The sequence below is a fragment of the Arthrobacter sp. 05L428 genome (assembly GCF_056397665.1).
This window is the reverse complement of the sequence record NZ_JBFTNW010000002.1, coordinates 436566-459631: the sequence shown is the minus strand read 5'-3', so window position 1 is coordinate 459631 and position 23066 is coordinate 436566. Positions and strand designations below refer to the sequence as shown.

Annotated in this window: 25 protein-coding genes and 2 tRNA genes; 12 read left to right on the top strand and 15 right to left on the bottom strand. The window is 68.0% G+C overall.

Features of this window, described 5'->3' with window-relative positions; all coding sequences use genetic code 11:
• The first annotated feature begins 247 nt into the window (after window positions 1-247).
• Window positions 248-829, top strand: coding sequence for a hypothetical protein (locus AC1DH3_RS08525; protein WP_476909062.1), 582 nt, complete (start codon window positions 248-250; stop codon window positions 827-829).
• Window positions 830-932: 103 nt separating this feature from the next.
• Here the strand turns inward: AC1DH3_RS08525 and AC1DH3_RS08520 are convergent, their stop codons facing one another.
• Window positions 933-1613, bottom strand: a complete 681-nt coding sequence (locus tag AC1DH3_RS08520; protein WP_175324033.1) for a response regulator transcription factor — start codon at window positions 1611-1613, stop codon at window positions 933-935.
• A complete protein-coding gene (locus AC1DH3_RS08515; RefSeq protein ID WP_476909061.1) occupies window positions 1610-2824 on the bottom strand; it encodes a sensor histidine kinase in 1215 nt (404 codons plus the stop codon). The genes AC1DH3_RS08520 and AC1DH3_RS08515 overlap by 4 nt, the downstream gene beginning before the upstream one ends.
• 206 nt (window positions 2825-3030) lie before the next feature.
• Here AC1DH3_RS08515 and phoU point away from each other — a divergent pair, with 206 nt between their 5' ends.
• Window positions 3031-3693 (top strand): phosphate signaling complex protein PhoU, encoded by a 663-nt coding sequence (phoU, locus tag AC1DH3_RS08510; protein ID WP_441419042.1) that lies wholly within the window; start codon window positions 3031-3033, stop codon window positions 3691-3693.
• A 93-nt stretch (window positions 3694-3786) separates the two neighbouring features.
• Here phoU and AC1DH3_RS08505 read toward each other — a convergent pair whose 3' ends face one another.
• Window positions 3787-4533 carry a phosphoglyceromutase gene (locus AC1DH3_RS08505; protein WP_175324031.1) on the bottom strand — a complete coding sequence of 249 codons (747 nt, stop codon included), beginning with the start codon at window positions 4531-4533 and terminating at the stop codon, window positions 3787-3789.
• Window positions 4534-4675: 142 nt separating this feature from the next.
• Between AC1DH3_RS08505 and AC1DH3_RS08500 the strand changes: the two genes are divergently transcribed.
• Window positions 4676-5551, top strand: a complete 876-nt coding sequence (locus AC1DH3_RS08500; RefSeq protein WP_476909049.1) for a class I SAM-dependent methyltransferase — start codon at window positions 4676-4678, stop codon at window positions 5549-5551.
• On the opposite strand, the gene AC1DH3_RS08495 is transcribed toward AC1DH3_RS08500, so the two are convergent.
• Both AC1DH3_RS08495 and AC1DH3_RS08490 read right to left on the bottom strand, forming a co-directional pair.
• Entirely contained in the window at window positions 5536-5889 is a 354-nt protein-coding gene (locus tag AC1DH3_RS08495; protein WP_441419040.1) for a DUF2516 family protein, read from the bottom strand. The two genes, AC1DH3_RS08500 and AC1DH3_RS08495, sit on opposite strands and share 16 nt — an antisense overlap.
• Before the next feature lie 9 nt (window positions 5890-5898).
• Window positions 5899-7095 carry a trans-sulfuration enzyme family protein gene (locus AC1DH3_RS08490; RefSeq protein ID WP_476909048.1) on the bottom strand — a complete coding sequence of 399 codons (1197 nt, stop codon included), beginning with the start codon at window positions 7093-7095 and terminating at the stop codon, window positions 5899-5901.
• Window positions 7096-7184: 89 nt separating this feature from the next.
• On the opposite strand from AC1DH3_RS08490, the gene tmk reads away from it, so the two are divergent.
• From tmk to AC1DH3_RS08465, 5 genes are all read left to right on the top strand, one after another.
• Window positions 7185-7853 carry a dTMP kinase gene (gene tmk, locus AC1DH3_RS08485; protein WP_441419038.1) on the top strand — a complete coding sequence of 223 codons (669 nt, stop codon included), beginning with the start codon at window positions 7185-7187 and terminating at the stop codon, window positions 7851-7853.
• On the top strand, window positions 7850-8992 hold the full coding sequence (locus tag AC1DH3_RS08480; protein WP_476909047.1) for a DNA polymerase III subunit delta': 1143 nt from the start codon (window positions 7850-7852) through the stop codon (window positions 8990-8992). The genes tmk and AC1DH3_RS08480 overlap by 4 nt, the downstream gene beginning before the upstream one ends.
• A 61-nt stretch (window positions 8993-9053) precedes the next feature.
• A complete protein-coding gene (locus AC1DH3_RS08475; RefSeq protein ID WP_476909046.1) occupies window positions 9054-10637 on the top strand; it encodes an alpha/beta hydrolase in 1584 nt (527 codons plus the stop codon).
• Window positions 10638-10740: 103 nt separating this feature from the next.
• Window positions 10741-10813: transfer RNA gene (locus AC1DH3_RS08470), tRNA-Thr, on the top strand.
• A gap of 256 nt (window positions 10814-11069) precedes the next feature.
• Window positions 11070-12368, top strand: a complete 1299-nt coding sequence (locus AC1DH3_RS08465; RefSeq protein WP_441419035.1) for an MFS transporter — start codon at window positions 11070-11072, stop codon at window positions 12366-12368.
• 47 nt (window positions 12369-12415) lie between these two features.
• Here AC1DH3_RS08465 and AC1DH3_RS08460 read toward each other — a convergent pair whose 3' ends face one another.
• Window positions 12416-12889: a hypothetical protein gene (locus AC1DH3_RS08460; protein WP_441419034.1), complete on the bottom strand. Its 474-nt coding sequence runs from the start codon at window positions 12887-12889 to the stop codon at window positions 12416-12418.
• A 70-nt stretch (window positions 12890-12959) separates the two neighbouring features.
• Here AC1DH3_RS08460 and AC1DH3_RS08455 point away from each other — a divergent pair, with 70 nt between their 5' ends.
• From AC1DH3_RS08455 to AC1DH3_RS08445, 3 genes are all read left to right on the top strand, one after another.
• Entirely contained in the window at window positions 12960-13925 is a 966-nt protein-coding gene (locus AC1DH3_RS08455) for a hypothetical protein (RefSeq protein ID WP_476909045.1), read from the top strand.
• Between the two features lie 36 nt (window positions 13926-13961).
• A complete protein-coding gene (locus tag AC1DH3_RS08450) occupies window positions 13962-14201 on the top strand; it encodes a hypothetical protein (protein ID WP_476909044.1) in 240 nt (79 codons plus the stop codon).
• Between the two features lie 174 nt (window positions 14202-14375).
• On the top strand, window positions 14376-15455 hold the full coding sequence (locus AC1DH3_RS08445; RefSeq protein WP_476909043.1) for a TRAP transporter substrate-binding protein: 1080 nt from the start codon (window positions 14376-14378) through the stop codon (window positions 15453-15455).
• A 121-nt stretch (window positions 15456-15576) separates the two neighbouring features.
• Here AC1DH3_RS08445 and AC1DH3_RS08440 read toward each other — a convergent pair whose 3' ends face one another.
• The 7 genes from AC1DH3_RS08440 to AC1DH3_RS08410 form a co-directional block, all read right to left on the bottom strand.
• A complete protein-coding gene (locus tag AC1DH3_RS08440; RefSeq protein WP_441419030.1) occupies window positions 15577-16422 on the bottom strand; it encodes an aldo/keto reductase in 846 nt (281 codons plus the stop codon).
• A 128-nt stretch (window positions 16423-16550) separates the two neighbouring features.
• Complete coding sequence (locus tag AC1DH3_RS08435; RefSeq protein ID WP_441419029.1) at window positions 16551-17006, bottom strand: hypothetical protein; 456 nt, start codon at window positions 17004-17006, stop codon at window positions 16551-16553.
• Window positions 17007-17013: 7 nt separating this feature from the next.
• The gene (locus tag AC1DH3_RS08430; RefSeq protein ID WP_441419028.1) at window positions 17014-17682 is read right to left on the bottom strand and encodes a bacterial proteasome activator family protein; all 669 of its coding nucleotides are present in this window, start codon (window positions 17680-17682) and stop codon (window positions 17014-17016) included.
• 212 nt (window positions 17683-17894) lie between these two features.
• Window positions 17895-18086: a YbdD/YjiX family protein gene (locus AC1DH3_RS08425; protein WP_175323765.1), complete on the bottom strand. Its 192-nt coding sequence runs from the start codon at window positions 18084-18086 to the stop codon at window positions 17895-17897.
• 11 nt (window positions 18087-18097) lie between these two features.
• On the bottom strand, window positions 18098-20389 hold the full coding sequence (locus tag AC1DH3_RS08420; protein WP_476893029.1) for a carbon starvation CstA family protein: 2292 nt from the start codon (window positions 20387-20389) through the stop codon (window positions 18098-18100).
• Window positions 20390-20563: 174 nt separating this feature from the next.
• A complete protein-coding gene (locus AC1DH3_RS08415; RefSeq protein ID WP_476909042.1) occupies window positions 20564-21097 on the bottom strand; it encodes a PadR family transcriptional regulator in 534 nt (177 codons plus the stop codon).
• Window positions 21098-21238: 141 nt separating this feature from the next.
• Window positions 21239-22222, bottom strand: coding sequence for an NAD(P)H-quinone oxidoreductase (locus AC1DH3_RS08410; RefSeq protein WP_476892806.1), 984 nt, complete (start codon window positions 22220-22222; stop codon window positions 21239-21241).
• A 157-nt stretch (window positions 22223-22379) separates the two neighbouring features.
• Between AC1DH3_RS08410 and AC1DH3_RS08405 the strand changes: the two genes are divergently transcribed.
• A tRNA-Ser gene (locus AC1DH3_RS08405) sits at window positions 22380-22467 on the top strand.
• Between the two features lie 66 nt (window positions 22468-22533).
• Here the strand turns inward: AC1DH3_RS08405 and AC1DH3_RS08400 are convergent.
• Together AC1DH3_RS08400 and AC1DH3_RS08395 are read right to left on the bottom strand one after the other, a co-directional pair.
• The gene (locus AC1DH3_RS08400) at window positions 22534-22770 is read right to left on the bottom strand and encodes a hypothetical protein (protein ID WP_441419025.1); all 237 of its coding nucleotides are present in this window, start codon (window positions 22768-22770) and stop codon (window positions 22534-22536) included.
• A gap of 5 nt (window positions 22771-22775) precedes the next feature.
• Window positions 22776-23033 (bottom strand): hypothetical protein, encoded by a 258-nt coding sequence (locus tag AC1DH3_RS08395; protein ID WP_441419024.1) that lies wholly within the window; start codon window positions 23031-23033, stop codon window positions 22776-22778.
• Window positions 23034-23066: the final 33 nt, after the last annotated feature.

The window sequence follows — 23066 nt, the reverse complement described above, 5'->3', positions numbered from 1 at the left end:
GGATGCGGATAATAGTGCATTGGGCACCCGCTGCCAAGAGCCTCACGGTTCGACGCCGGACGGCCCCTGGGCGGGGCGGCAGCCGGTTCCACAGCCGGACCGGCAGCCGGACCGGCAGCCGGTCCCGCTCCCCTGCGGGCGCCTTTGTGTACTCCCCCGAATCCGCGTTTGCGCTCCATTGCGGATAGGCTATGGCTGAATAATGTTTCAAGACTCTCAAGGAGTGCGTGACGTGCGTTTCACTGCGATGACCCGGGGCCGGCGCGGCAAGCTGGCAATGGCAACGGCTGCACTTGGCATTGGCCTGCTGTCGGTGACCGGCTGCGGCTATATCAATGCCCAGCAGACCACTGAGCAGTACTCGGCGTCGGACGGGACCCGGACCGACCTCGGACCGCTCCAGCTCCGCAACATGATGATCATCTCCGACGGCGAGGACAAGCCGGGCCGCGTCATCGGTGCCGTGTACAACACCTCCGCCAATGATGTGAAGCTGACCATCAACGGTGCCGGCGGATCGCAGACCCAGGTTCCGGTCAAGAAGAACTCCTACGTCCTGCTCAACGATTCCGCCGACCCGGCGATCCTGAGCACCTCCGGAGGCAAGCCCGGCTCCCTGGTCGAGGTCACGATCCGCGAAGACGGCACCAACTTGGACGCCAAGTTCAAGATGCCCGTCCTGGACGCCACGATCACGGACTACAAGAAGTACCTGCCCACCGCCGAGCCCACCAGCTCCAGCACCGCCTCGGGTACGGCCACGCCGTCGCCGTCGTCGGCTCCGTCGGAAACCCCCACGGAGACTCCGTCGGCCACTCCGACTCCGTAGCACTCCAGTACGCAAAAGGAGGGGCACCCGCACCGGGTGCCCCTCCTTTTGCGTTCCTGTGGCTTGCGTTCCGCAGCCCTGAGGGCGCCCGGGCGCCTGGCGCCTAGGGTTCGAACTTGTAGCCCAGCCCGCGGACCGTGATCAGGTACCGCGGGGCCGAGGGGTCCGGTTCGATCTTGCTGCGCAACCGCTTGATGTGCACGTCCAGGGTCTTGGTGTCGCCGACATAGTCAGAGCCCCAGACCCGGTCGATGAGCTGTCCGCGGGTGAGAACCCGGCCGGAGTTGCGCAGCAGCATCTCGAGCAGCTCGAATTCCTTGAGCGGCAGTGACACCTGTTCGCCATTCACGCTGACCACGTGCCGCTCGATGTCCATCCGCACCGGCCCGGCTTGGACGGTGCTGGAGACCAGTTCCTCGGGCTCGCCGTGGCGGCGCAGCACGGCCCGGACCCGGGCCACCAGCTCCCGGGAAGAATAGGGCTTCGTGACGTAGTCGTCGGCACCCAGTTCAAGGCCCACCACTTTGTCGATCTCAGCGTCTTTGGCTGTCAGCATGATCACCGGCACGGAGGATCGTTGGCGCAGCTGGCGGCAAACCTCGGTCCCGGACTGGCCGGGCAGCTGCAGGTCCAAGAGGACCAGGTCGGCGCCGTTGCGGTCGAACTCAGTGATGGCGTCGAGTCCGTTGTCCACGACCTCCACCTCGAATCCTTCCTTGCCCAGCAGGTAGGAGAGGGGGTCGCTGAACGATTCCTCGTCCTCGACAATAAGAATCCGGCTCAAGCGCTAGCTCCTTGTTCATGGACGCCGGCGGCGTCGCGTCGGTCGTGTCGTGCATTTGCCGCGGATCGGCGGGGATCCGCGGCGGGGTCGTCCTGTCCCTCCATCTCCGGGAGGCGGATGGTGAAGGTGGAACCCTGCCCGGGCTGGGACCAGAGCGTCACCTCCCCGCCGTGGTTGGCCATCACATGCTTGACGATGCTCAGGCCAAGGCCGGTGCCGCCGGTGTGGCGGGAGCGGGCGGAGTCCACGCGGTAGAAGCGTTCAAAGACGCGTTCCTGGTCCTCGGGGCTGAGTCCCTCGCCCTGGTCGGTCACGGAGACGGCTACCAGGCCGTCCCGGGCGCGCACGCCGACGCCCACCCGGGTGTTCTCCGGCGAGTATCGGATCGCGTTGTCGATCAGGTTGCGCAGCGCGGTCACGAGCAGGTCCTGGTCGCCGTAGACCATCGCGTCGGTCCGGCCGCCGACCACGATCTCGATGTTCTTGCTTTCGGCGGGAAGCTGGGACCGGTCCACGGCCTCGGCGACCACCTTGTTGATGTCCACGGGGTGGGCCTGCTGGGCCACGTTCGCCCCCTGCAGCCGGGAAAGTTCGATGATGTCCTGCACGAGGGCGGCCAGCCGGGTGGATTCCTTGTGCATGCGCTTGGCAAACCGGCGGACGGCTTCCTCGTCATCGGGCGAGGCTTCCAACGCTTCGGCCAGCAGCGAGATGGCGCCGACGGGGGTCTTCAGCTCGTGCGAGACGTTGGCGACGAAGTCGTTGCGGATCTCTTCGGTGCGGGTGATCTCGGTGCGGTCGTCCGCGAGCAGCAGGATATATTCCTCGCCGAGCATGGCTGCGCGGACCTGCACCACTATGGTTCCCTGGCCCAGCGGGCCGCGCGGCAGCTCCAGCTGTTTCTCCAGGATCACACCGTCGCGCCGGACCTTGCCGGTCATTTCGAGCAACTGCTGGTGCACCACGGTATGCCCCCGCACCAGGCCGTAGGCGTAGGCGGCCGGGCTGGCGCGCACAACGCCGTCGATCGCGTCCACCACCACGAAGGCGCGCCCCACGACGGCCAGCACCTCGGCGGCGCCCTCCGGGAGCGAGGGATCGCCGGTCTCGACGTCGCTGATTTTGCGCTGCTGCTCACTGATCCGGAAGGCGAGCACGCCAAATATACCGAGCGACAGGCCGACCAGGCCCGCGATCACACCGATGAGCATTGGATCCACGGCTCCAGCTTATGCGCTGCGGCCCGCCGGAAATCGAAAACTTGTGCGATTGCGGCGCTGGTTCAGCTAACGTTCACCTATTGAGGCGTAACAGTTCACCGGAGGCTGGAAGGGTGGCAGGTTGAACGCCGCTACGGTGAAACGAAACGGCCGGGCGCCGAGGTGCCCGGCAATGTTTCCGAGGAAAGGACGCACCCGTGCGTAAGGTTTTTCAGGAAGAGCTCGCCCAGGTCGGTGAGCAGCTCGTCGAAATTTCGAAGCTCGTCAGCGAGGCCTTTGAGAAGGCCACAACAGCCTTCGAGGGCGCCGACATCGACCTCGCCGAGGACGTCATCGCGGCCGACGCCCGGATCGATTTCCTGCAGAACAGCCTCGACGAGCGTGCCATCGACATCCTCGCCCTGCAAGGCCCGGTGGCCAGCGACCTGCGCATGATCGTGGGTTCGCTCCGGATGAGCGCCTCGCTGGAGCGGATGGGCGACCTCGCCCGGCACATCGCCCAGCTCGCCCGGCTCCGCTACCCGGCGAACGTGGTCCCGCAGCAGCTGCAGGAGACTTTCAAGAGCTTCGCCAAGCACGACCTGGAAATCGCGCAGAAGCTCACCGTGCTGCTGGAGACCCGCGACCTCGAGGTGGCCCGTGACATCCTCAAGGCCAACAGCGCCGTCAACGACCTGCACCTGAGCGTCTTCAAGGCGATCGCGCGCAGCGACTGGGCGGAATCCGCGGCCACCACCGTGGACGTCGCCCTGGCCAGCCGCTACTTCGAGCGCTTCGCGGACCACGGCGTTTCCGTCGCGCAGAAGGTCACCTACCTGGTCACCGGCGCGTGGCACCCGAACAGCATCGAGCACAGCTGACGGCCCAGCCGTCCCCAAAGCAGCAGGTACGACGGCGGCCGGTCACCTTGGAGGTGACCGGCCGCCGTCGTCGTATCCGGGGTGCGAAAGGCGTTACTTCTTGCCCTGGTTTGCCACTGCCTTGATGGATTCGGCGGCGGCCTCGGGGTCGAGGTAGGTGCCGCCCGGATTCAGCGGCTTGAAGTTCTCGTCCAGTTCGTAGACGAGCGGGATGCCGGTGGGGATGTTCAGCCCGGCGATGTCCTCGTCGCTGATGCCGTCAAGGTGCTTGACCAGCGCGCGCAGGGAGTTGCCGTGGGCGGTGACCAGCACGGTCTTGCCGGCCTTGAGGTCTTCCTTGATGTCCGATTCCCAGTAGGGCAGCAGCCGGACCAGGACGTCCTTGAGGCATTCGGTCCGCGGCACCGCGTCGCCGAGATCCTTGTAGCGCGGATCCCCCACCTGGGAGAACTCCGAGTCGTCCGCGAGAGGCGGCGGCGGGGTGTCGTAGGAACGGCGCCAGGTCATGAACTGCTCCTCGCCGTATTCGGCCAGGGTCTGGGCCTTGTCCTTGCCCTGCAGCGCGCCGTAGTGGCGCTCGTTGAGGCGCCAGTCGCGCTTGACGTCGATCCAGCCGCGGTCCGCCTTCTCCAGCGCGAGGTTTGCGGTGTTGATGGCCCGCTTCAGGCGCGAGGTGTAGAGGATGTCCGGGAGGATGTTGTTCTCCACCAGCAGCTCGCCGCCGCGTACCGCCTCGGCACGGCCCTGGTCGTTCAGGTCGACGTCCACCCAGCCGGTGAACAGGTTCTTGGCGTTCCATTCGCTGTGGCCGTGGCGCAGCAGAATCAGCTTGTAAGTCATGCTTTTCATCCTAGCCGAGCGGTCCCGGGCCGTGCCGAGCGTTACACCCACGGCTGCTACCGCGACGCGGGGTCAGCTACGGCCCATCCCCGGGCCCGGCATGGACCGTATCTGACCCCGCGTTGGACGATAGGGTTGGCGTGTGGTGCAGAAAGCTGAGCGGGTGGTGTCACCCGGGACCCGGGGCGGGACGGGTGGCGGCACCCGGTCTGGCCGGCCCGTGGGCAACGTGACCCGCGGAACCACCAACCCGAACCGGATGCGGCGGGTCGACCGCTGGCTCACCGGGCCGCAGGCCTGGCGCTTGCGCGGCGCGAACGATCCGCTCGTCGTCGACCTCGGCTACGGTGCGTCCCCGGCCACCGCCGTCGAACTCTTTGAACGCCTCTCCGCCATCCGCGCCGACGTGCGCGTAGTCGGAATTGAGATTGAGCCGGAGCGGGTCCGGCAGGCCAAGGCGCTGGAGCGTCCCGGGCTCAGCTTCCAGCTGGGCGGCTTCGAACTCCCGGTTCCGGGCCGGCCGGTGCTGGTGCGGGCCTTCAATGTCCTGCGGCAGTACGAGGAGGCGGATGTGCCCGCCATCTGGCGGCTGGTGCAGGACCGGCTGGCCCCCGGCGGCCTGTTCATCGACGGCACCTGTGACGAGATCGGACGCCGGGTTACCTGGGTGGCGCTCGACGACGTGCGGCCGCTGAGCCTGGGGCTGTCCATGCGCTTCGGCGGCTTCGAGCTGCCCTCGGATATCGCCGAACGGCTGCCGAAAGCGCTTATCCACCGGAACGTGCCCGGCGAGAAAATCCATTCCTACCTGCAGGCGCTGGACAAGGCCTGGCTTGAGGCGGCGCCGCTGGCCTCGTTTGGGAACCGGCAGCGCTGGACGGCAATGTGCCGTGCACTGCGCGACGGCGGCTGGCCAGTGCAGGACGGCCCGGCACGGTGGCGCCTGGGTGAGCTGACCGTGGACTGGGAAGCCGTGGCGCCTGACGGACTACAGCAGGCAGGTCACCAGGGGCCGTAGGGCCCCATGTTGCGGCTGCCGCCGCGGCCGGCATCCTTCACCGCGGGACGGACATCGGCGAGGTAGACGGATGCGGCCGTCACGGCCGCGAGGCCGAAGAGCCCCAGCGGGCCGAAGAACCCGCCGCCGCCGCCGACAATGGACAGCAGGCCGATGAAGAGGGCACCCCCGGTCAGGGCGAGCCAGAACGTCTTTGTCCGCTTGGACACCGCCTCGAAGGCGTTGGCCTTGTGCCGCAGGCAATCGAAGAACGCCCACACCTCAAGCCCCAGGGCTACGAGCGCCAGCAGGAAGTAGATCCCTCTATCGGCAATTTCAATCAGCGTTCTTCCGTCCATGCCCCCAGCCTAGCCGTCCAGTGTTGCCAAAGCCTGCTGCAAATCGGCCCACAGGTCCTCGACGTTTTCAATTCCGACACTCAGCCGGACCAGGTTCTCCGGTACGCTCTCCGGTTCCGCCGTGTGCCGGCGGCGGCGCTCGATCAGGGATTCCACCCCGCCCAGCGAGGTGGCCGGCAGCCACAACTGCAGGGCCCGGATCATCCGGTCGGCCGCCTCCGCGCCGCTGAACCCGCCGTCGGGGCCGTCCCCCGGGGCCATTTCGATGCACAGCACGGACCCGAAGCCCTTCATCTGCGCCTTGGCCCGTTCGTGGCCGGGGTCCGAGGGCAGGCCCGGGTACCGGATGCTGCCGACCTGCGGGTGCCGGCTCAGCCGCTCCGCGAGCACCGCCGCGGAGGCCTGCGAGCGCTCAATCCGCAGGGCCAGGGTGCGCAGCCCCCGCAGCGCCAGCCATGCCTCGAACGGCCCGGCGATGCCGCCGTGGATGGTTCGGTGGTGCAGCAGCCTGGCGTGGAGCTCGGCGTCGGAGGTCACGAGGGCGCCCAGCACGACGTCGGAATGGCCGGAGAGGTACTTGGTGACCGAGTGCAGGACGACGTCGGAGCCGAGGCTGAGCGGCTGCTGCACGAGCGGGGTGGAGAAGGTGTTGTCGGTGACGACGAGGGCGCCGGCGGCGTGCGCTGCAGCGGTGAGCGCACGGATGTCCGCGACGCCGAGCATCGGGTTGGTGGGGCTCTCCAGCCACAGCATGCTGGCAGGCGTTCCGCCGGCGGGCGCCAGCTGTTCCAGCACGGCGTCGGTGTCCGCAATGTCCACGGTGCGCAGCTCCAGCGCACCCTTCTGCGCCAGTTCCGTCGCCATCACGAGTGAACCGGCGTAACTGTGGGACGGCATTACCAGCGCCCCCTGCGCCGGAACCAGGGACAGCGCGGAACTTACGGCGGCGAGGCCGGAGGCGTACAGCAGGCCCGGCAGCGTGGCGCCTTCCAGCTGTGCCAGGGCCTGTTCGAAGGGGTCCCAGCTGGGGTTGGAATACCGGCCGTAGCCGCGGTCGCCGGGGCCCAAGGGACCGGTGCCGAAATAGGTCGAGGACAGCACGATCGGCGGGTTGACCGGGGCGTCGCGTTCGCGCGGAGGACGGCCTGCGGCCACCACCACGGTTTCGGCCGAGAGCGAGGCTGCCTGTTCTTCGGAGAGACTCATGGTGACAGGGTACTTCGGAGCCGCGCCGGGCCCGTAAGGCGTTACGCGCTGGCCGCCATGGTGTCGGTGATTGTCGGTAGGCTAGAGCAGTGACTACCCAGACTCCCGGACCCTTCCCCGGACTGTTCATTGCCTTTGAGGGCGGCGACGGTGCCGGCAAGTCCACCCAGGCCGCGGAGCTCGCCGGAGCACTCGAGTCCCGCGGGCTGACGGTGCTGCGGACGCGGGAACCGGGCGGCACGCCGATCGGCGAGAAGCTTCGGTCCCTGGTGCTGGATCATGGCCACGGGCACATCGACGCCCACACCGAGGCCCTGATCTTTGCAGCGTCCCGCGCCGCGCACGCCGCGCAGGTCATCCGTCCGGCGCTGGAGCGGGGCGAGGTGGTCCTCACCGACCGGTACATCGACTCCTCGGTCGCCTACCAGGGCGCGGGCCGGCACCTCGGCACGGATGCGGTGCGTGAGATCAATGACTGGGCCACCTCCGGCCTGCAGCCGGACCTGACGGTGTTGCTTGACGTCGACCCTGCCGACGGGCGCCGGCGCCGGACCGCCGGCGACGCCGCGGAGGACCGGCTCGAATCCGAGGCCGACGACTTCCACGCCAGGATCCGCGCCGCTTTCCTGGCGCTGGCGGCGGCCCGGCCGGAAAAATACCTGGTTCTCGCGGCGCACCTGCCCGTGTCGGAGCTGGCTGCCCGGATCCTCGAACGGGTCGAGACGCTGCTCTCGCTCCGTCAAAGCAGCTCGGCATGAGCGTCTGGGACGACCTCCAGGGCCAGCCGGCCGTCGTCGCCCAACTGCGCCAGGCCGCGGAGGGCGACGGTCTCACGCACGCCTGGCTGTTCACCGGCCCGCCGGGATCCGGCCGGTCCAACGCCGCGAAGGCCTTTGCCGCGGCACTGAACTGCGACCAGGAAGACATCACGAAGCGCGGCTGCGGCGAATGCCCTGCGTGCCAGACCATCGTTGGCGAGACGCACTCCGATGTCACGTTCGTGCGCACCGAGAAGGTCACCATCACGATCGACGAGGCCCGCGAACTGGTCTCGACCGCGGGCAACCGTCCCTCCTCCGCCCGCTGGCGCATCATCGTCGTCGAAGACGCGGACCGGATGGCGGAGCGCACCACCAACGTGCTGCTCAAGGCCATCGAGGAGCCCACCCCGCGCACCATCTGGATGCTGTGCGCGCCGTCTCCCGCGGATGTGCTCGTGACCATCCGTTCCCGTTGCCGCCCGGTGGCGCTGCGGCTCCCGCCGGCGGCCGACGTTGCGGCCCTCCTGGTCAAGCGCGACGGCGTAGAACCGGAGGTTGCCGAACGCGCCGCCCGCGCCGCGCAAAGCCACGTGGGAATCGCCCGCCGGCTGGCGAAGGACCCGGAGGCCCGCGAACGCCGGCTGGAGACCGTACGGTTCCCGCTGCACCTGCGGGGCATCACCGCGGCCGTGATGATGGCGGACAAGCTCGTCAAGATCGCCACGGAGGAAGCCAACAGCTCCAACGACGAGCGCGACGCCGCCGAAAAGGCGGCGCTGCTCGCCACGCTGGGGGCACCCGAAAGCGGGCCGCTCCCGCCGGCCATGCGCGGGCAGGTCAAGCAGCTCGAGGACGACCAGAAGCGGCGTGCCAAGCGCTCCGTCACCGACTCGCTTGACCGTACCCTGACCGACCTGCTGTCCTTTTACCGGGATGTGCTGATCATCCAGATGGGGAACGCCGTGGAACTGGTCAACGTTGAGCTGAGGAGCGAGCTGCAGGAATTCGCCGGGCGCTCAACGGCCGAGGTGACACTTGCCCGGATGGATGCCATCAACAAGGCCCGCAAACGGATCACGACGACCAATGTGGCCCCGCTGCTGGCCGTCGAGTCCATGGCCGCCAGCCTGATCTGACCCGTCAGCAACGCTCCACCCGCTTCGATCCGCCCAGTTCCACATCCCCAAGGAGAACCGCATGACGTCAGCACCACCACCCCCGGCAGGCAGCCGAACCTTGGGGCTCGGGGTGCGGGCTGCCGGCGCCTTGGCGCTGGGCCTGGTGCTGTCCCTGGTGCTGTCTTCCTGCACGCTTTTCGGCTCCGGCGACGGCGGCCCAAAGAGCTCCTCCGCAACGGCCGACCCTTCGATCGCCGCAGCCGCCCCGGCCGAGCTGCGGAGCTACTACTCCCAGCAGCTCAAATGGTCGGCCTGCGAGGGGGACTTCCAGTGCGCCAACGTCAAGGTTCCGCTGGACTACAGCAAGCCCGACGGCGACACGATCGAACTTGCCGTCATCAAACTGGCATCGAAGGGCGGCAACAAGAAGGGCAGCCTGCTGGTTAACCCGGGCGGTCCCGGCGGTTCCGGCTACGACTTCGTCAGGGACGCCGGCTCTACGAACATTTCCGAGAAGGTGCGCTCGAATTACGACGTCGTGGGCTTCGATCCGCGCGGGGTGAAGCGCTCCGCTCCGGTCACCTGCCTCACCGACCGGGAACGCGACGCCAACCGCGCCAAGATCTACAAGCTGGACACCGACGCAGGACTGGCCGAAGCCTTCGCGGACAACAAAGCCATCGCCGCCAAGTGTGCCGAGAAGACCGGGCCGGTCCTGGGCCACGTCGACACCGTCAGCGCCGCCAAGGACCTCGACGTCCTCCGCGGCGTCCTGAACGACACCAAGCTGAACTACCTGGGCTACTCGTACGGCACCTTCCTCGGCTCGACCTACGCCTCGCTTTTCCCGGACAACGTGGGCCGGATGGTCCTGGACGGCGCCCTGGACCCCTCCCTGAGCAATGAGGAGCTGACCGCAGGCCAGGCGAAGGCTTTCGAGAAGGCCATCCACGCCTATGCGACCAGTTGCCTCCAAAACAGCGGCTGCCCGTTGAGCGGAACCCCGGACGAGGCCGTCCGGCAGATCCAGGACCTCATCGCGGCCGTGGAAGCCAACCCGCAGCCGGCCAAGGACGGCCGGCTGGTCAACGCGTCCATGTTCGTCAGCGGCTTCATCCTGCCGTTCTACAACGACGACAACTGGCCCGTGCTGACCCAGGCCCTGGACAGCGCGATGAAAGGCGATCTGTCCCCGATGCTCCGGCTGTCCGACTTCGGCGCGGACCGCGAGCCGAACGGCACCTACTCGGCAAACTCTGCGTTCGCCTTCAATGCCATCAACTGCCTCGACTACTCGATGGAAACCGGCACGGCGGCGATGCGGACCGAGGAGAAGCGGCTCCGCCAACTCTCCCCCACTCTGGGCTACTACTTTGCGTACGGCGGCACGAGCTGCAAGGACTGGCCCTACAAGAGCCTCCGCACCCCGGCTCCGGCCCAGTACAAGGGCACGGCCGACATCCTGGTCGTGGGCACCACCGGCGACCCCGCCACACCGTACGAATGGGCCGTCGCCCTGCGCAAGCAACTGGGCACCGCCGCGCTGCTGACCTGGAAGGGCGAGGGCCACACCGCCTACGGCCGTTCCAACAGCTGCGTTGAGAAGGCCGTGGACGGGTACCTCGTGGACGGCAAGACACCGGCGGACAACACCGTCTGCTGACCGGTCCACGGCACCCTCGCGGCTCATTTTGACCCGGGCGCGGGGACTCCATTACAGTTGTCTCTTGCATGATCCGCCCGGTTCGCCGGGGTTTCACGCGGTTGCTTCCTTAGCTCAGTCGGTAGAGCGTCTCACTCGTAATGAGAAGGTCATCAGTTCGATTCTGATAGGAAGCTCGGAAGTTCGAAGCAAAGAACCCCTGGAAATCATTGATTTCCAGGGGTTCTTTGCTGTCCGCCCACGCGGTCCGGTCCGGCCCGGGATGCGGGTCCGGGTCCGGGTCCGGGGGGACTTCGACACGGGCACGCCGGGCACGTAGCGGCCGGCGTGCCCGCGTTTGGTCCAATAGTGCCCGGGGCTGCGGCCGCGGCATGCACGGCCCGGACCCCGGCTGCTCTTGTCATTCACGTCCCCGTCCGCGACCCTTGGGAAATGGACCGGCCTGAGCGCGAGGTGCCCGCCCCTCCCGGGCCGGACCCCGCCGCGACGCCGACCGGACCCGGGATGGCAGCACCGGGACCGGCACCGGCCGCGTCCCCCACTGCATCACGGGCAGGCGGCCGCCGGCCGTGGGGCACGGTGGTGGGCTTCGGGCTGGTCAGCCTGGCGACCGACGTCGTCTCCGACGGCGCCCGCCCGCTCGCCGGACCGCTGCTGGCGCAGCTCGGCGCCTCCGCGCTCATCGTAGGGCTTGTCACCGGCGGGGCCGAGGCAGCGGCGCAGGGCCTGCGCTTGGTCTTTGGGCCCTGGGCGGACCGCACCCGCCGGTACTGGACCTTCACGCTGGCGGGCTACGCCCTGACGGCGCTCTGCGTGCCGCTGCTGGCCGTCGCCCCGGCCGCGGGTGCCGCCGGGCTGGTCCTGGCGTCGGCGCTGATCATCGGGGACCGGGTGGGCAAGGCCGTGCGGAGCCCGGCAAAGACCGTGCTGCTCGCCTCAGTGGCCAAGCGGGTGGGGCGCGGCCGCGGCTTCGCCGTGCACAAGTCCCTGGATCTCACCGGCGCGCTCCTCGGTCCGCTGATCGTGGCGGCCGTGCTGGCGGCCACCGGCCTCATCTCGGCCGCTTTCGCGGTCCTGGCTGTTCCCGCTGTGGTGGCGCTCGCGCTGTTGCTCTGGTTGCGCCGCCGCGTCGCGGAGCCCGGCGGCACTCCGGCGCCGCCTGGAACGGCGGGCAAACCGCCGTCGTTGTTCACCGGCGTTTTCCTGCTGTTCGCGGTGTGCGCCTTCTTTTGGAGTGCGGGTCTGGTGGCTTTCGGCGTGATTTCCTACCATTTGACCGCTGCTGTGGCGGTTCCGGCGCCCGTGGTGCCGCTGCTCTACGCCGCGGCCATGGGCGCGGCGGCACTCGGCGCGCTGGGGAGCGGCTTCCTCTACGACCGCGCGGGCCCGGCCGTATTGCTGGCGCTGCCGGTGCTGATTGCGGCCGTGCCCGTACTGGCATTCTCCACCGGCGTGGCCCTGGTGGTGGCTGGCGTGGCCAGCTGGGGCGCCGCCACCGGAATCCAGGACTCGACGGTCAAGGCGCTCGTGGCGGACCTCGTGCCGGAGCCGCGGCAGGGATCGGCGTACGGGGTCTTCGCGGCTTTCGAGGGAGCCGGCGCGCTGGCCGGCGGCGCGCTCTATGGCGCCCTCTACGGGGCGTGGCCCGCGCTGATCGCAGCGGTCGCCGCGCTGCAGGCGGCTGCCCTGGTGCTGCTGCTCATGACAGTGCGAAGGGCGCGCCGGGCCTGAGGCCCGGGCGCGCCCCTCGGAATGGTCAGTGCACCGTCAGCGCACCGTCAGCGTGCCCACACGGACGCGGCGCCGGAGTGCCCGGTGATGATGCTCTGGTACAGGAAGAAGGCGCCGGCCAAGGCTCCTGCAACCAGCAAGACGGTCCGCAGGACCCGGTTTTCGCGCAGGCCGCCGAGGAAGGCGAAGCGCCGGCCGATCGGTTCGAAGCTCACGATAATCATCGCCGCGACGATCACGAAGAAGATGATCGACACCACCTTCAGCACGTCACCTTGTTCGGCATGTTCCCGGACCAATTCCGTCGATGGACGGGCCTTCTGCAGCTGCTCCCCCGCCTGCGCGGTGATGAGCGCGACCGGAACCAGCCCCAGCGAGAGAACACCCAGCGGCCAGGCCAGGTACCGCCGCCAGCGGGTTACGGCAGCGTAGGCGATGGCGGCGAGGCCGGCGATCGGGCCAAGCACAACGACGGCGTGGACCAGAAGGATGTGGGCCGGGAGGCCGCCTATTTCAATCACGTGGAATCTCCTACGGTGGACGTGTGCTGCGCGCCCCCGGCGTGGGGGCCGGAGCTTCTATGATTCTTGCATGGCAAAACGTGAGCTCGCGGACATTGCGGCGCAGCTCTACGGGATGCCGTTCGACGGCTTTGTCGCAGGCCGCAATGCCGCGGCCAAGGAACTGCTCTCCGCAACGCCCGCGACGCCGGAGCTACGCTCCCGCGCGGCGGAGGTGCGCTCCCTGCCCAAACCCTCGGTGAGCGCCTGGGCCGTCAACATGCTCGCCTGGCGGCGGCCGGAAACACTCCGTGACCTGGCCGAGCTGGGACTCGCAATGCGCCGGGCCCAGGCCTCCCTCGACGCGGCAACGCTCCGCAGCCTCTCCCGCGAACGGCGGACCATGCTGGCCGGCGCGGTCGACGCAGCCCGCGCCGTGGCGGAGCAACAGGGGCGGAAAATCAGCGGCACCGTCGCGGCGGAAGTGGAACAGACCCTGCGTGCGGCCACGGCTGACGAGGGCGCCGCTGCCGCCGTCCGGAGCGGGCGGCTGCTCCGGACGCTCTCCGCCGACGGCGTCGACGTCGTTGACCTCGACGGCGCCGTCGCCGTCCCGGATGCGACCGGGGCAAGGCCGTCGGCCGCTCCCCCGGAGAACGCTGCGCCCCCGGCTCCGGGCACGCCTCCGGCAACCGGCCAGCCGCGCCTGCGGGCCGTCCGGCAGGAACGGCCGGCGCCCAGCCCCTCGGCCAGGGAGCGCGCCCAGGCCGCCCTCCGGCAAGCCACCGACGCCGCCCTTTCCAGCGCCGCCGAGGCAGAACGCGCATCCGGGGAACTAGAGGACGCGACGGACGCTGCGGCTGCACTGACGGAGGAGGCTGCCGGGCTCAGGGAACAGCTGGCGCGTGCCGAGGCCGGGCTGCGGCAGGCCCGAAAGCGGCTCGAACTGGCCTCGGCTGCCGCGCAGCAGGCAGCCCGGACGGCGGAGAAAGACCGCCGCCGGGAGGACCTGGCCCGGGAACGGGTGCTGCGGCTGGGCAACACGCCGGGCGGATGACCACTTACTGTCAGAGGGCGGTTGCAGACTTAATTCATGGAACAGGATCAGGATTTCGAACATCAGGAGTTCACGGCAGCCCGGCAGGCAGCAGCCCCGTCCGCAGCAGAGCATTGGGAAGTCACCTACCTGGACACCGAGTGCGGCCGGATCCGCACCGAAGCGTTCGACGACGCCGCTGGGGCTGAGCGCTTTGCCAGCCGGCGCATCCAGGACGAACACGGCTGGGCGGTCATCGACGCCGTGCTGCCGCGTCAGGGCCGGGCCGCAGCGTAGACGGGAGGGCAACCTCGGACCTCGTGCGAAGGTCCTGGCTCGTCAGGGAGCCCGGAAGTCCGTCCGGATGGCCTGTTGGCGGACGTCCCGAAGGAGTAACTTTCGGAGTGGAGGCTTCCTCTTCTGGTGTCAGCTACGTTGGGAGCTTCGCCTTGGACCCGAAAAGAGGCCAGCATGCAAGCACGGATGCGTGGTGCGGCGATCATGGCGGCGGCAGCCCTAGTCCTGGCGGCGGCCGGATGCGGGGCCAGCGGACTTTCGCAGGCTGATCAGCAGTCCGCTGACGCGATGGTCCTGACCCTGGCCACCGCTGGCGGTCCCGACGGTCATTCCGCAGCGCAAGTCCGGGAATTCGCCAGCCAGGTGAAGGAACTCTCCGGCGGGTCGATCCGGATCGAACTCGTGCTCAGGGCGGCCGCCGACGAAGCAGGCGCATGGGACCAGGCCGTGGCCCAATCCACCGAAGGCGGCGACTTCGACATGGCGCTGGTCCCCACCCGGACCTGGGAGTCGGAGGGTGTCCTGTCCTTCACGGCACTCTCGGCGCCTTTCCTCCGGGCCTCGGACCAGGTGGTGGCGAAGATTGTCGCGCCGGAGATCGCCGGCAGCATGATGGCAGGGCTGAGGCCGATCGGACTCACCGGGCTCGCCCTGCTGCCCGACCGACCGCGGATGCTCTTTTCCTTCGACGGACCCGTAACGGCACCGGCGGACCTGGCCGGAAAAGTTGTCCGCGCCCCCGGTTCCAGCACGGGATACGCGACCCTGAAGGCCTTGGGAGCCAGGCCGCAGTCACTGGCGGGGGAACTTTTCACCGACGCGCTGAACAAGGGCACGGTTAAGGCCGCCGAGTCATCCTTCACCCGGGCCGGAACCTTTCCCCGGCCCAGCACAACCACGGGGAATCTGCCGCTGTACGTAAAGGTCAACTCGCTGGCCATTAACACCAAGACCTATTCGCACCTGGCCGCAGACGACCGGCGGATCCTGATGGAGGCGGCCGCGAAGACCCGGGAAGCAGTAACGAGCTCCATGGTCCACACCGCCGACGAGGCGGCAGCCTACTGCCGAAGCGGCGGCACGATCGTCGCAGCCACGGACGAGCAGATCGCAGCATTCGAAGCTGCGGCGGCCCCGGTCTACGCCCAGCTTGAAAAGGATTCCGCCACGCGGGCACTTATCGCAAAGATCCGCGCCTTCGCCGACGCTCCGGACGGGGCCTTCGACGTCGCCCCCTGCAGTCCCGGCGCCTGACTGCGCGAAAACCACCTGTAGCCGATGCAAAGAAGACCGACGAAAAGAGCGGTCCAGGGCCAATAGCCCTGGACCGCTCACTTCTTACCTCTTGGGAGGAACCCCTAATTCACCGGGATGGCTAGGCGAAGTCTGAGACCGCCGGGTCTGCACCGATGCGGCCGGCGCCCTCTGCGGAGCGGTCCAGACCGTTGATGGCCTGCACGTCCGTCTCGTCAAGGGTGACGTCCAGGGCCGCGTAGTTCTCGCGGATCCGCGATTCGGTGACGGACTTGGGGATCACGACGTTGCCGATCGCGAGGTGCCAGGCGATGACCACCTGCGCCGGCGTGGCGTTGTGCTTGGCCGCGATCTGGGCGATGACCGGGCTTTCCAGCAGCTCGCCGCCCTGGCCCAGCGGCGACCATGCCTCGGTGAGAATGCCCTTGGATGCGTTGAATTCACGCAGCTCCGCCTGGTTGAAGAACGGGTGCAGCTCGATCTGGTGGATCGCCGGAACCACGCCGGTTTCGTCGATCAGGCGCTGCAGCCCCTCCTTGGTGAAGTTGGAGACTCCGATGGTCTTCACGCGGCCCTGCTTCTGCAGCTCGATGAGCGCCTTCCAGGTGTCAACGTACTTGTCCTGCTTGGGCTGCATCCAGTGGATAAGGTAGAGGTCCAGGGTCTCGAGGCCAAGGCGTTCCATGGATTCCTCGAACGCCTTCAGGGTGGACTCGTAGCCCTGGTCCGCGTTCCACAGCTTGGTGGTGATGAAGATTTCCTCCGGCTTCAGGCCCGAACGCTGGATCGCGCGGCCTACCCCGGCTTCATTTCCGTAGATCTTGGCGGTGTCGATGTGCCGGTAGCCGGCCTCGAACGCCTGGACGACGACCTTCTCGGCGATGTCGTCCTCAACTTGCCACACGCCGTAGCCGAGCTGCGGGATGGTGTTGCCGTCATTGAATGTCAGTTCGGGTGAAGAAGTCATTCGTCCATCCTGCCAAGCGGCTGCCCCTCAGGCCAGTGTTTTGACGCCGCTAAGCTAGGCGCTTAACCCGGAATATCCTTAGCACCCGGTGTTTCGACCCGGTCACCCGCCGCGATGTGGGCGCAACATCAGCCTTGCGTTGCTGCGTCCGCGAGCCGCCGTTCGGCGTCGTCGATGTGTTCCACGACGGACTCCGCGCGGCGGCGCACGGACGCCGCACCGACCGGGACCGGCCCGACGGCGAGGCGCAGCATCGCCGCTGCTTCCGCGGTCATGGCCAGCGAGTTGCCGGCCGTGGACAGGGAACGGTGCACGCCGGCCAGGGCTCCAGGGATGTCGAGGCCGTCGCTGGGCGAGCGGCGTTGAGCCTCAACGCAGATCTGCCGGACCCGCCCGGCCAGGGCGGACAGTTCGTTGGCGATCTCGACCAGCTCCGCGTAGAGGGCCTCATCCTCGACGCCTTCGAGGACCTGGTGGTACCGGTCCAGTCCCCGGACAAACCGGTCGTGGGCGCGCCGCCACAGGCCCTTGCCGAGTTCGGCGTCGTCCTTGCGTCCCTGCCGTGCCGCGCTAAAGAAACCCAACGGTGGCCTAGAGGTACTGGCCGGGACCGTGGTCCGGGTCGGCGGGTCGGACCGGCTGCGTGGGATCCGCGCCGGGCTGGGGCTCGGCGGCGCGTTGCGGTTCGCCGTTTTCCCCGATGATGACGCCGGGCGCGATCATGGTGCCGGGCGGCAGCTGGCGGAGTTGCAGCTGCGCGGCCGCGTGCTCCCGGGCGGCATGCTGGGCCGCGATCGCGGTCTGGATGCCGTGGAAGAGTCCTTCCAGCCAACCGACCAGCTGGGCCTGGGCGATGCGCAATTCCGCGTCGGAAGGGGTGCCGTCCTCGGGGAACGGCAGATGGATCCGCTCGAGTTCCTGCACCAGCTCGGGCGCGAGCCCGTCTTCCAGTTCCTTGATCGAGCGTTCGTGGATTTCTGCCAGCCGGATCCGCGCCGCGTCGTCCAGCGGGGCGGACTTCACCTCGTCGAGCAGCTGCTTCAACATGGTGCCGATCCGCATGACCTTGGCGGGTTCGTCCACCAGGTCCTGCAGGTGGCTGGCCCGGTTGCGCACGCCCGGCCCGCGGGAATCCGAGGGGCCCTGGGCCGGGCCCGTGGCCGCCGCTTCGGTGTCGGGTGCGTCCTGCGGCGGGGCGGACGTGGTGATGCCCTCCACCGGAGTGTCGTCGCCGGACTGAGTGTCGATCGGATCGCTCATGGCTTCATACTCTCACGCGCGGCAGCGAAGGGCAGGGGTGGATGACGCCCCGTGCCGTCCCCTGCGAAGCGCCTACGCAGTGCGCGGTTATGCGCCTGCGCAGTGCGCGGTTAGGCGCCTGCGCAGTCCCCGGCGTCGTATCCCGTAAACGGCGGAAGGCGCCGTCGGGAACGGGTGTTCCCGACGGCGCCTTCCGGATTGCGACAGCGGTGTCAGCAGCAACGGCCTTGCGGGTTGCTGTCCTGGCGGTCCGTGTGGTCGCGCCAGAAGTCCCGTTCACACATCGGCGGACCGTCGTGGCCGGAGGCCTCATGGTGCTCCAGGTACTTCTTGTAGGCATCGGCACCGAGGACACCGCTGAAGTACTCAGCAAAGCCCCGGAATCCCGCTACGAGTGCATTCATGGCAGCAACCGTCAGTGCCGTGCGGCGTGTTCGAGCCGCTGGTCTGCGGGCAGCTTCTTCCACTCCGCGTCCAGCTCCCGCTCGGCCGCGGTCGGGAACAGCCCGGCCGGCGCGAACACGCGGGACGGCTGGGCCGGGTCCTCGTATTCGACGTTGGCGATGCCGGCGGAGGCATTGCGGAAGGCCTTTGCCGTCGCGATCAGGGCCGTGATGATGACGATGATGCTCAGCACCACGAAGATGATCGAAAGCCAGCCCTGGATCATCGTGTTGCGGACGACGGCTTCCATGGCGGCCTGCGTCTTGGCCGTGCCGAAGGAGGTCTTTCCGTCGGCCAGTGCCTTGGCGAACGCCGCGTTGTTGGCGAAGTACCCGACGGCGGGGACCGGCGAGAAAATCTTGTAGAAGCTCGCGGTGATGGTGACGACGGACGCGAAGGCCAGCGGCAGCGCCACGATCCAGAGGTACTTGAAGGTGCCGCGCTTGGCAACGATGGCGAGCACCACCGACAGGGCAATGGCCGCCAGCAGCTGGTTGGCGATGCCGAACAGCGGGAACAGCGTGTTGATGCCGCCCAGCGGGTCGGTGACGCCCATCAGCAGCACCAGGCCCCACGCGGCGACCATCACCGCAGTGGCGAGCCAGGCCCCCGGCCGCCAGGAGTGGTCCTTGAACTTCGGCACGAAGTTGCCGATCGAGTCCTGCAGCATGAACCGCGCGACGCGGGTGCCGGCGTCGACCGCCGTGAGGATGAAGAGCGCCTCGAACATGATGGCGAAGTGGTACCAGAAGGCCATCATCGCGGTGCCGCCGATGAACTGCTGCATGATGTGCGCCAGGCCCACGGCGAGCGTGGGAGCGCCGCCGGAGCGGGAGATGATGCTTTGCTCGCCGACGTCCTTGGCAGTCTGGGCGAGTACATCCGGGGTCATGTTGACTCCGGCCAGGCCCAGGCTGTTGACCCACTGCGCGGCCGATTCGACGGTGCCGCCGGTCAGGGCGACCGGGGCGTTCATGGCGAAGTAGATACCGCGGTCGATCGAGATCGCCGCCACGAGCGCCATGATGGCGACGAAGGATTCCATCAGCATGCCGCCGTAGCCGATCAGGCGGGTCTGGCGTTCCTTTTCGATGAGCTTCGGCGTCGTGCCGGAGGAAATCAGGGCGTGGAAGCCGGAGAGGGCGCCGCAGGCGATGGTCACGAACAGGAACGGGAACACGGCCCCGGAGAAGACCGGGCCGTTGTCGCGCGAGGCGAACTCACTGAACGCCGGGACCGTGATTTCGGGCCGCACCACGATGATGGCCAGGGCCAGCATCACGATCACGCCGATCTTCATGAATGTGGAGAGGTAGTCGCGCGGTGCCAGCAGCAGCCACACGGGCAGGATCGCGGCGATGAAGCCGTAGATGATCAGGCCCCAGGCGATGGTGACCTTGTCCAGGTGGAAGAACGCGGCACCCCACTCGGTGCCGGCCACGGCGCCGCCGCCGATGATGGCGGCCATCAGCAGCACGAAGCCGATGAGCGAGACTTCCATGACCTTGCCGGGGCGGAGGTAGCGCAGGTAGACGCCCATGAAGAGGGCGATCGGGATCGTCATGCCGACGGAGAACACACCCCAGGGGCTTTCGCCGAGGGCGTTGACGACGACGAGGGCCAGGATGGCCACGATGATCACCATGATCAGCAGGGTGGCGACGAGGGCGGCGGTGCCGCCGATTACGCCGAGTTCCTCGCGCGCCATCTGGCCGAGCGACCGTCCGCCGCGGCGCATGGAGAAGAAGAGCACCAGGTAGTCCTGGACGGCGCCGGCGAGGACGACGCCGATGATGATCCAGATGGTGCCGGGCAGGTAGCCCATCTGGGCCGCGATGACCGGGCCGACGAGCGGGCCGGCGCCTGCGATGGCGGCGAAGTGGTGGCCGAACAGCACGTTGCGGTCCGTCCGGACGTAGTCCTTGCCGTCCGCCTTGTATTCGGCAGGGGTGGCGCGGCGGTCGTTCGGCTTGGTGATGTACCGCTCGATGACCTTGGAATAGAAGCGGTAGCCGATCAGATATGTGCAGACCGAGGCGAACACGAACCAGATCGCGTTGACCGTCTCACCGCGGACGATCGCGAGCATGAACCAGGCGACGCCGCCCAGCAGTGCGATCGCCGCCCAGAGCGCGATTTTCGCCGGTGTCCATTTGCGCTCTTCCGCTTCGCGGACGGATTCGTCGACGGCCGTAGCCGGAAGGCCCGGAACCGGCGTGATGCCGTCGTCGACTCGTGCGGTGTTTGGCCCGCCATCTGGCATTGTGCCCATGTCTCCTCCTTGAGAAACCCCATCTGACAGATCAGCAGTCAGATCTGCCCCATGGCACCCTATCAACGCGGCATCCGAATGGACATGGACCCGGGGCCGGGACGCCCGGCGGCTCGCCAAGCGGTGCATAGTCCGCGGTGAACGGCGTCACAACGGGGGTGCTTGTCAGGCCGGCCCGGCCAGCTGCATGAGGCGGGCTTCGCAGAGGTCCAGCCAGCGGACCTCTGCCTCGGTCTGGAAGATCAGCGAGTCGAGGACCAGCAGCCTGGCCGTGTCCGCGGGGCGAGGATGCACCACGGCCTCGCGCCGGGACTTGGTGTACTCCTGCAGCGCCCGGATGGAGACGGCGCGCTGTGCCTGGATGAGTCCGCCGACGTCGACGGCGGGCAGCGTCAGCGCGAGGGCGAGCTTGATGGCCAGTTCGTTGCGCGGCGGATTGGAACGGCCCACGGGAGCGTGGAACCAGTCCCGGACCTCGGCGAGGCCAGCCGGGGTAATGCTGTAGACGATGTGGCCTTCACCGTCTGCGCCGTCTTTTTGGACGAGTCCATCACGTTCGAGGCGGTCGAGGGTGGTGTAAACCTGCCCGATGTTGAGGGGCCAGGAGGAGCCGGTGCGATCCTCGAACTCGGTCCTGAGCTGATACCCGTAGCGCGGCCGGTCCTGCAGCAGCGCGAGAAGGCTGTGGCGGATAGACATGGTGCCCCCGACGGTAGCAGGACGACAGCATACACGCGCCCCAAGACGCGTGTATACCGCGTATGGAATTACATTATCGTCGTTTACCCGGGACAGCCACTTCGCATATGCCAATCCGCGTATGCTGTCCGTCACAGGGGGCTAGGTGACGAGCAGGACCTTGCCCACGTGCTCACCGGAGTCGAAGTACCGGTGGGCTGCCTGGACTTGGTCGAGGGGAAAGGTCTTCGCCACGAGCGGCCGGATCCGGCCGTCGGCGAGCAGCGGCCACACGGCGTCGCGGACCGCGTTCATGATGACCGTCTTTTCCTCCACCGGGCGGGGACGGAGCGAGGTGGCGATGATGGCCGCCCGTTTCCGCAGCAGCTGTCCGAGGTCCAGTTCGCCCTTCGTGCCGCCCTGCAGCCCGATGACGACGAGCCGGCCATATTCCGCCAGGGCGTCCACGTTCTGTCCGAGGTACTTGGCGCCCACGACGTCGAGAATGACGTCGGCGCCCTTCCCGCCGTTCTGGGCACGGAGGCTCTCGGGGAAGTGCTCCTCGGCGTAATTGATGGCAATGTCGGCACCGAGGAAGGCTTTCGCCGTGCCGACTTTCTCCGCGGTGCCCGCGGTGGTCGCCACGCGAGCGCCGAGGGCCTTCGCCAGCTGGATGGCCATGGTGCCGATGCCGCCGGTGGCCCCGTGGATGAGCACCGTTTCCCCGGCCTGCAGCTGGGCCGTCATGACAAGGTTGGAATAGACCGTGGCCGCGACTTCCGGCAGCGACGCGGCTGTGACCAGGTCCACGCCGTCGGGAATCCTCAGGACCTGCCCGGCCGGAACGGCCACCTGCTCGGCGTAGCCCCCGCCGGCCAGCAGCGCGACGACTTTGTCCCCGACGGAGAAGGGCTTGGTGACACCGGGGCCGAAGCCCGCGATTCGCCCGGAGACTTCGAGTCCGGGAATTTCCGAGGCGCCCGGGGGCGGCGGATAGAACCCCATGCGCTGCTGGACGTCCGCCCGGTTGAGCCCGGCAGCAACCACATCGATCAGCACCTCGCCCTGGCCGGGAACGGGTGCCGGGACCTCGCGGACCTCCAGGACCTCCGGACCGCCGGGCTCTGAGATGTAGACAGCCTTCATGGAGAACTCCCGATTCCTTACTGATTTCGTGCGGGCGGGGCGTCCGCGCACGCGGCGCGGGCAACTCCCGTTTCCAGAGTAGGTGGCCAAACCGGCGTCGTCTGCGAGCGCCGCCACTTTTGTGGCTGCCTACCGGCTATGAAACACTACTCTTCAGGGAAGGTTGTCCGAGCGGCCGATGGAGCTGGTCTTGAAAACCAGTGTGCGGTAACCCCGTACCAAGAGTTCGAATCTCTTACCTTCCGCGGGAGCGCAGATTTTGCGCGGTTCAGAGGCCGGTGGCGGCGATCGAAAGATTGCCACCACCGGCCTTACCTGTTCCGCCGACGGGCAATGGCGGCGGCAAATGTTGCAGTGGTCGCCAGCACCCTGGAAAGACCGCAGCGCGTGCAGGTGACAGCCAGGGCGAGGGTTTCGTCCCCGGCATCCAGAACGGCAGCGGAACCGGCGAGGAGGTGCCGGTCGCTGCGGCAGTCAGCGCACCAGGGACGGCGGCCACGGGGCTGGTTGGCGCTGACCGGCCGGTAGGTGCCCGAAGTGGCGGCCATCCGACTCACACCAGGCCGGGAAAGCTGGAGAGAATGTAATCCGCGGCGGCCGGGCCCTTCATGCGCAGCGGCGTATGCCCGGGACGGATCTTTTTCTCCTTCATGGCCGCCCAGAAGGCATCTTCGGGCCGGGGCGCACTCCGGGACAGGAAACACCAGCTGGTGTAGACCCCGTAAAGGCAATCCCGTCCGAGGACGGAACCGGATGCGGCGTCGGAGGTGGTGGCTTCTTGAAGGAACTGGTCATATTGCGAATCTGCCATGGTGGCTCGTTTCCGCCGGGTGCACAGGGCGCC

What these genes read in the sequence shown, in the direction of transcription:
- AC1DH3_RS08415 (WP_476909042.1), bottom strand. Translation starts at nt 21,097, where the DNA reads ATGTCTATCCGCCACAGCCTTCTCGCGCTGCTGCAGGACCGGCCGCGC.
- AC1DH3_RS08395 (WP_441419024.1), bottom strand. Translation starts at nt 23,033, where the DNA reads ATGGCAGATTCGCAATATGACCAGTTCCTTCAAGAAGCCACCACCTCC.
- AC1DH3_RS08525 (WP_476909062.1), top strand. Translation starts at nt 248, where the DNA reads ATGACCCGGGGCCGGCGCGGCAAGCTGGCAATGGCAACGGCTGCACTT.
- AC1DH3_RS08445 (WP_476909043.1), top strand. Translation starts at nt 14,376, where the DNA reads ATGCAAGCACGGATGCGTGGTGCGGCGATCATGGCGGCGGCAGCCCTA.
- AC1DH3_RS08450 (WP_476909044.1), top strand. Translation starts at nt 13,962, where the DNA reads ATGGAACAGGATCAGGATTTCGAACATCAGGAGTTCACGGCAGCCCGG.
- AC1DH3_RS08480 (WP_476909047.1), top strand. Translation starts at nt 7,850, where the DNA reads ATGAGCGTCTGGGACGACCTCCAGGGCCAGCCGGCCGTCGTCGCCCAA.
- AC1DH3_RS08430 (WP_441419028.1), bottom strand. Translation starts at nt 17,682, where the DNA reads ATGAGCGATCCGATCGACACTCAGTCCGGCGACGACACTCCGGTGGAG.
- AC1DH3_RS08455 (WP_476909045.1), top strand. Translation starts at nt 12,960, where the DNA reads ATGGCAAAACGTGAGCTCGCGGACATTGCGGCGCAGCTCTACGGGATG.
- AC1DH3_RS08465 (WP_441419035.1), top strand. Translation starts at nt 11,070, where the DNA reads ATGGACCGGCCTGAGCGCGAGGTGCCCGCCCCTCCCGGGCCGGACCCC.
- AC1DH3_RS08490 (WP_476909048.1), bottom strand. Translation starts at nt 7,095, where the DNA reads ATGAGTCTCTCCGAAGAACAGGCAGCCTCGCTCTCGGCCGAAACCGTG.
- AC1DH3_RS08440 (WP_441419030.1), bottom strand. Translation starts at nt 16,422, where the DNA reads ATGACTTCTTCACCCGAACTGACATTCAATGACGGCAACACCATCCCG.
- AC1DH3_RS08400 (WP_441419025.1), bottom strand. Translation starts at nt 22,770, where the DNA reads ATGGCCGCCACTTCGGGCACCTACCGGCCGGTCAGCGCCAACCAGCCC.
- AC1DH3_RS08475 (WP_476909046.1), top strand. Translation starts at nt 9,054, where the DNA reads ATGACGTCAGCACCACCACCCCCGGCAGGCAGCCGAACCTTGGGGCTC.
- AC1DH3_RS08420 (WP_476893029.1), bottom strand. Translation starts at nt 20,389, where the DNA reads ATGCCAGATGGCGGGCCAAACACCGCACGAGTCGACGACGGCATCACG.
- AC1DH3_RS08515 (WP_476909061.1), bottom strand. Translation starts at nt 2,824, where the DNA reads ATGCTCATCGGTGTGATCGCGGGCCTGGTCGGCCTGTCGCTCGGTATA.
- AC1DH3_RS08505 (WP_175324031.1), bottom strand. Translation starts at nt 4,533, where the DNA reads ATGACTTACAAGCTGATTCTGCTGCGCCACGGCCACAGCGAATGGAAC.
- AC1DH3_RS08410 (WP_476892806.1), bottom strand. Translation starts at nt 22,222, where the DNA reads ATGAAGGCTGTCTACATCTCAGAGCCCGGCGGTCCGGAGGTCCTGGAG.
- AC1DH3_RS08425 (WP_175323765.1), bottom strand. Translation starts at nt 18,086, where the DNA reads ATGAATGCACTCGTAGCGGGATTCCGGGGCTTTGCTGAGTACTTCAGC.
- AC1DH3_RS08495 (WP_441419040.1), bottom strand. Translation starts at nt 5,889, where the DNA reads ATGGACGGAAGAACGCTGATTGAAATTGCCGATAGAGGGATCTACTTC.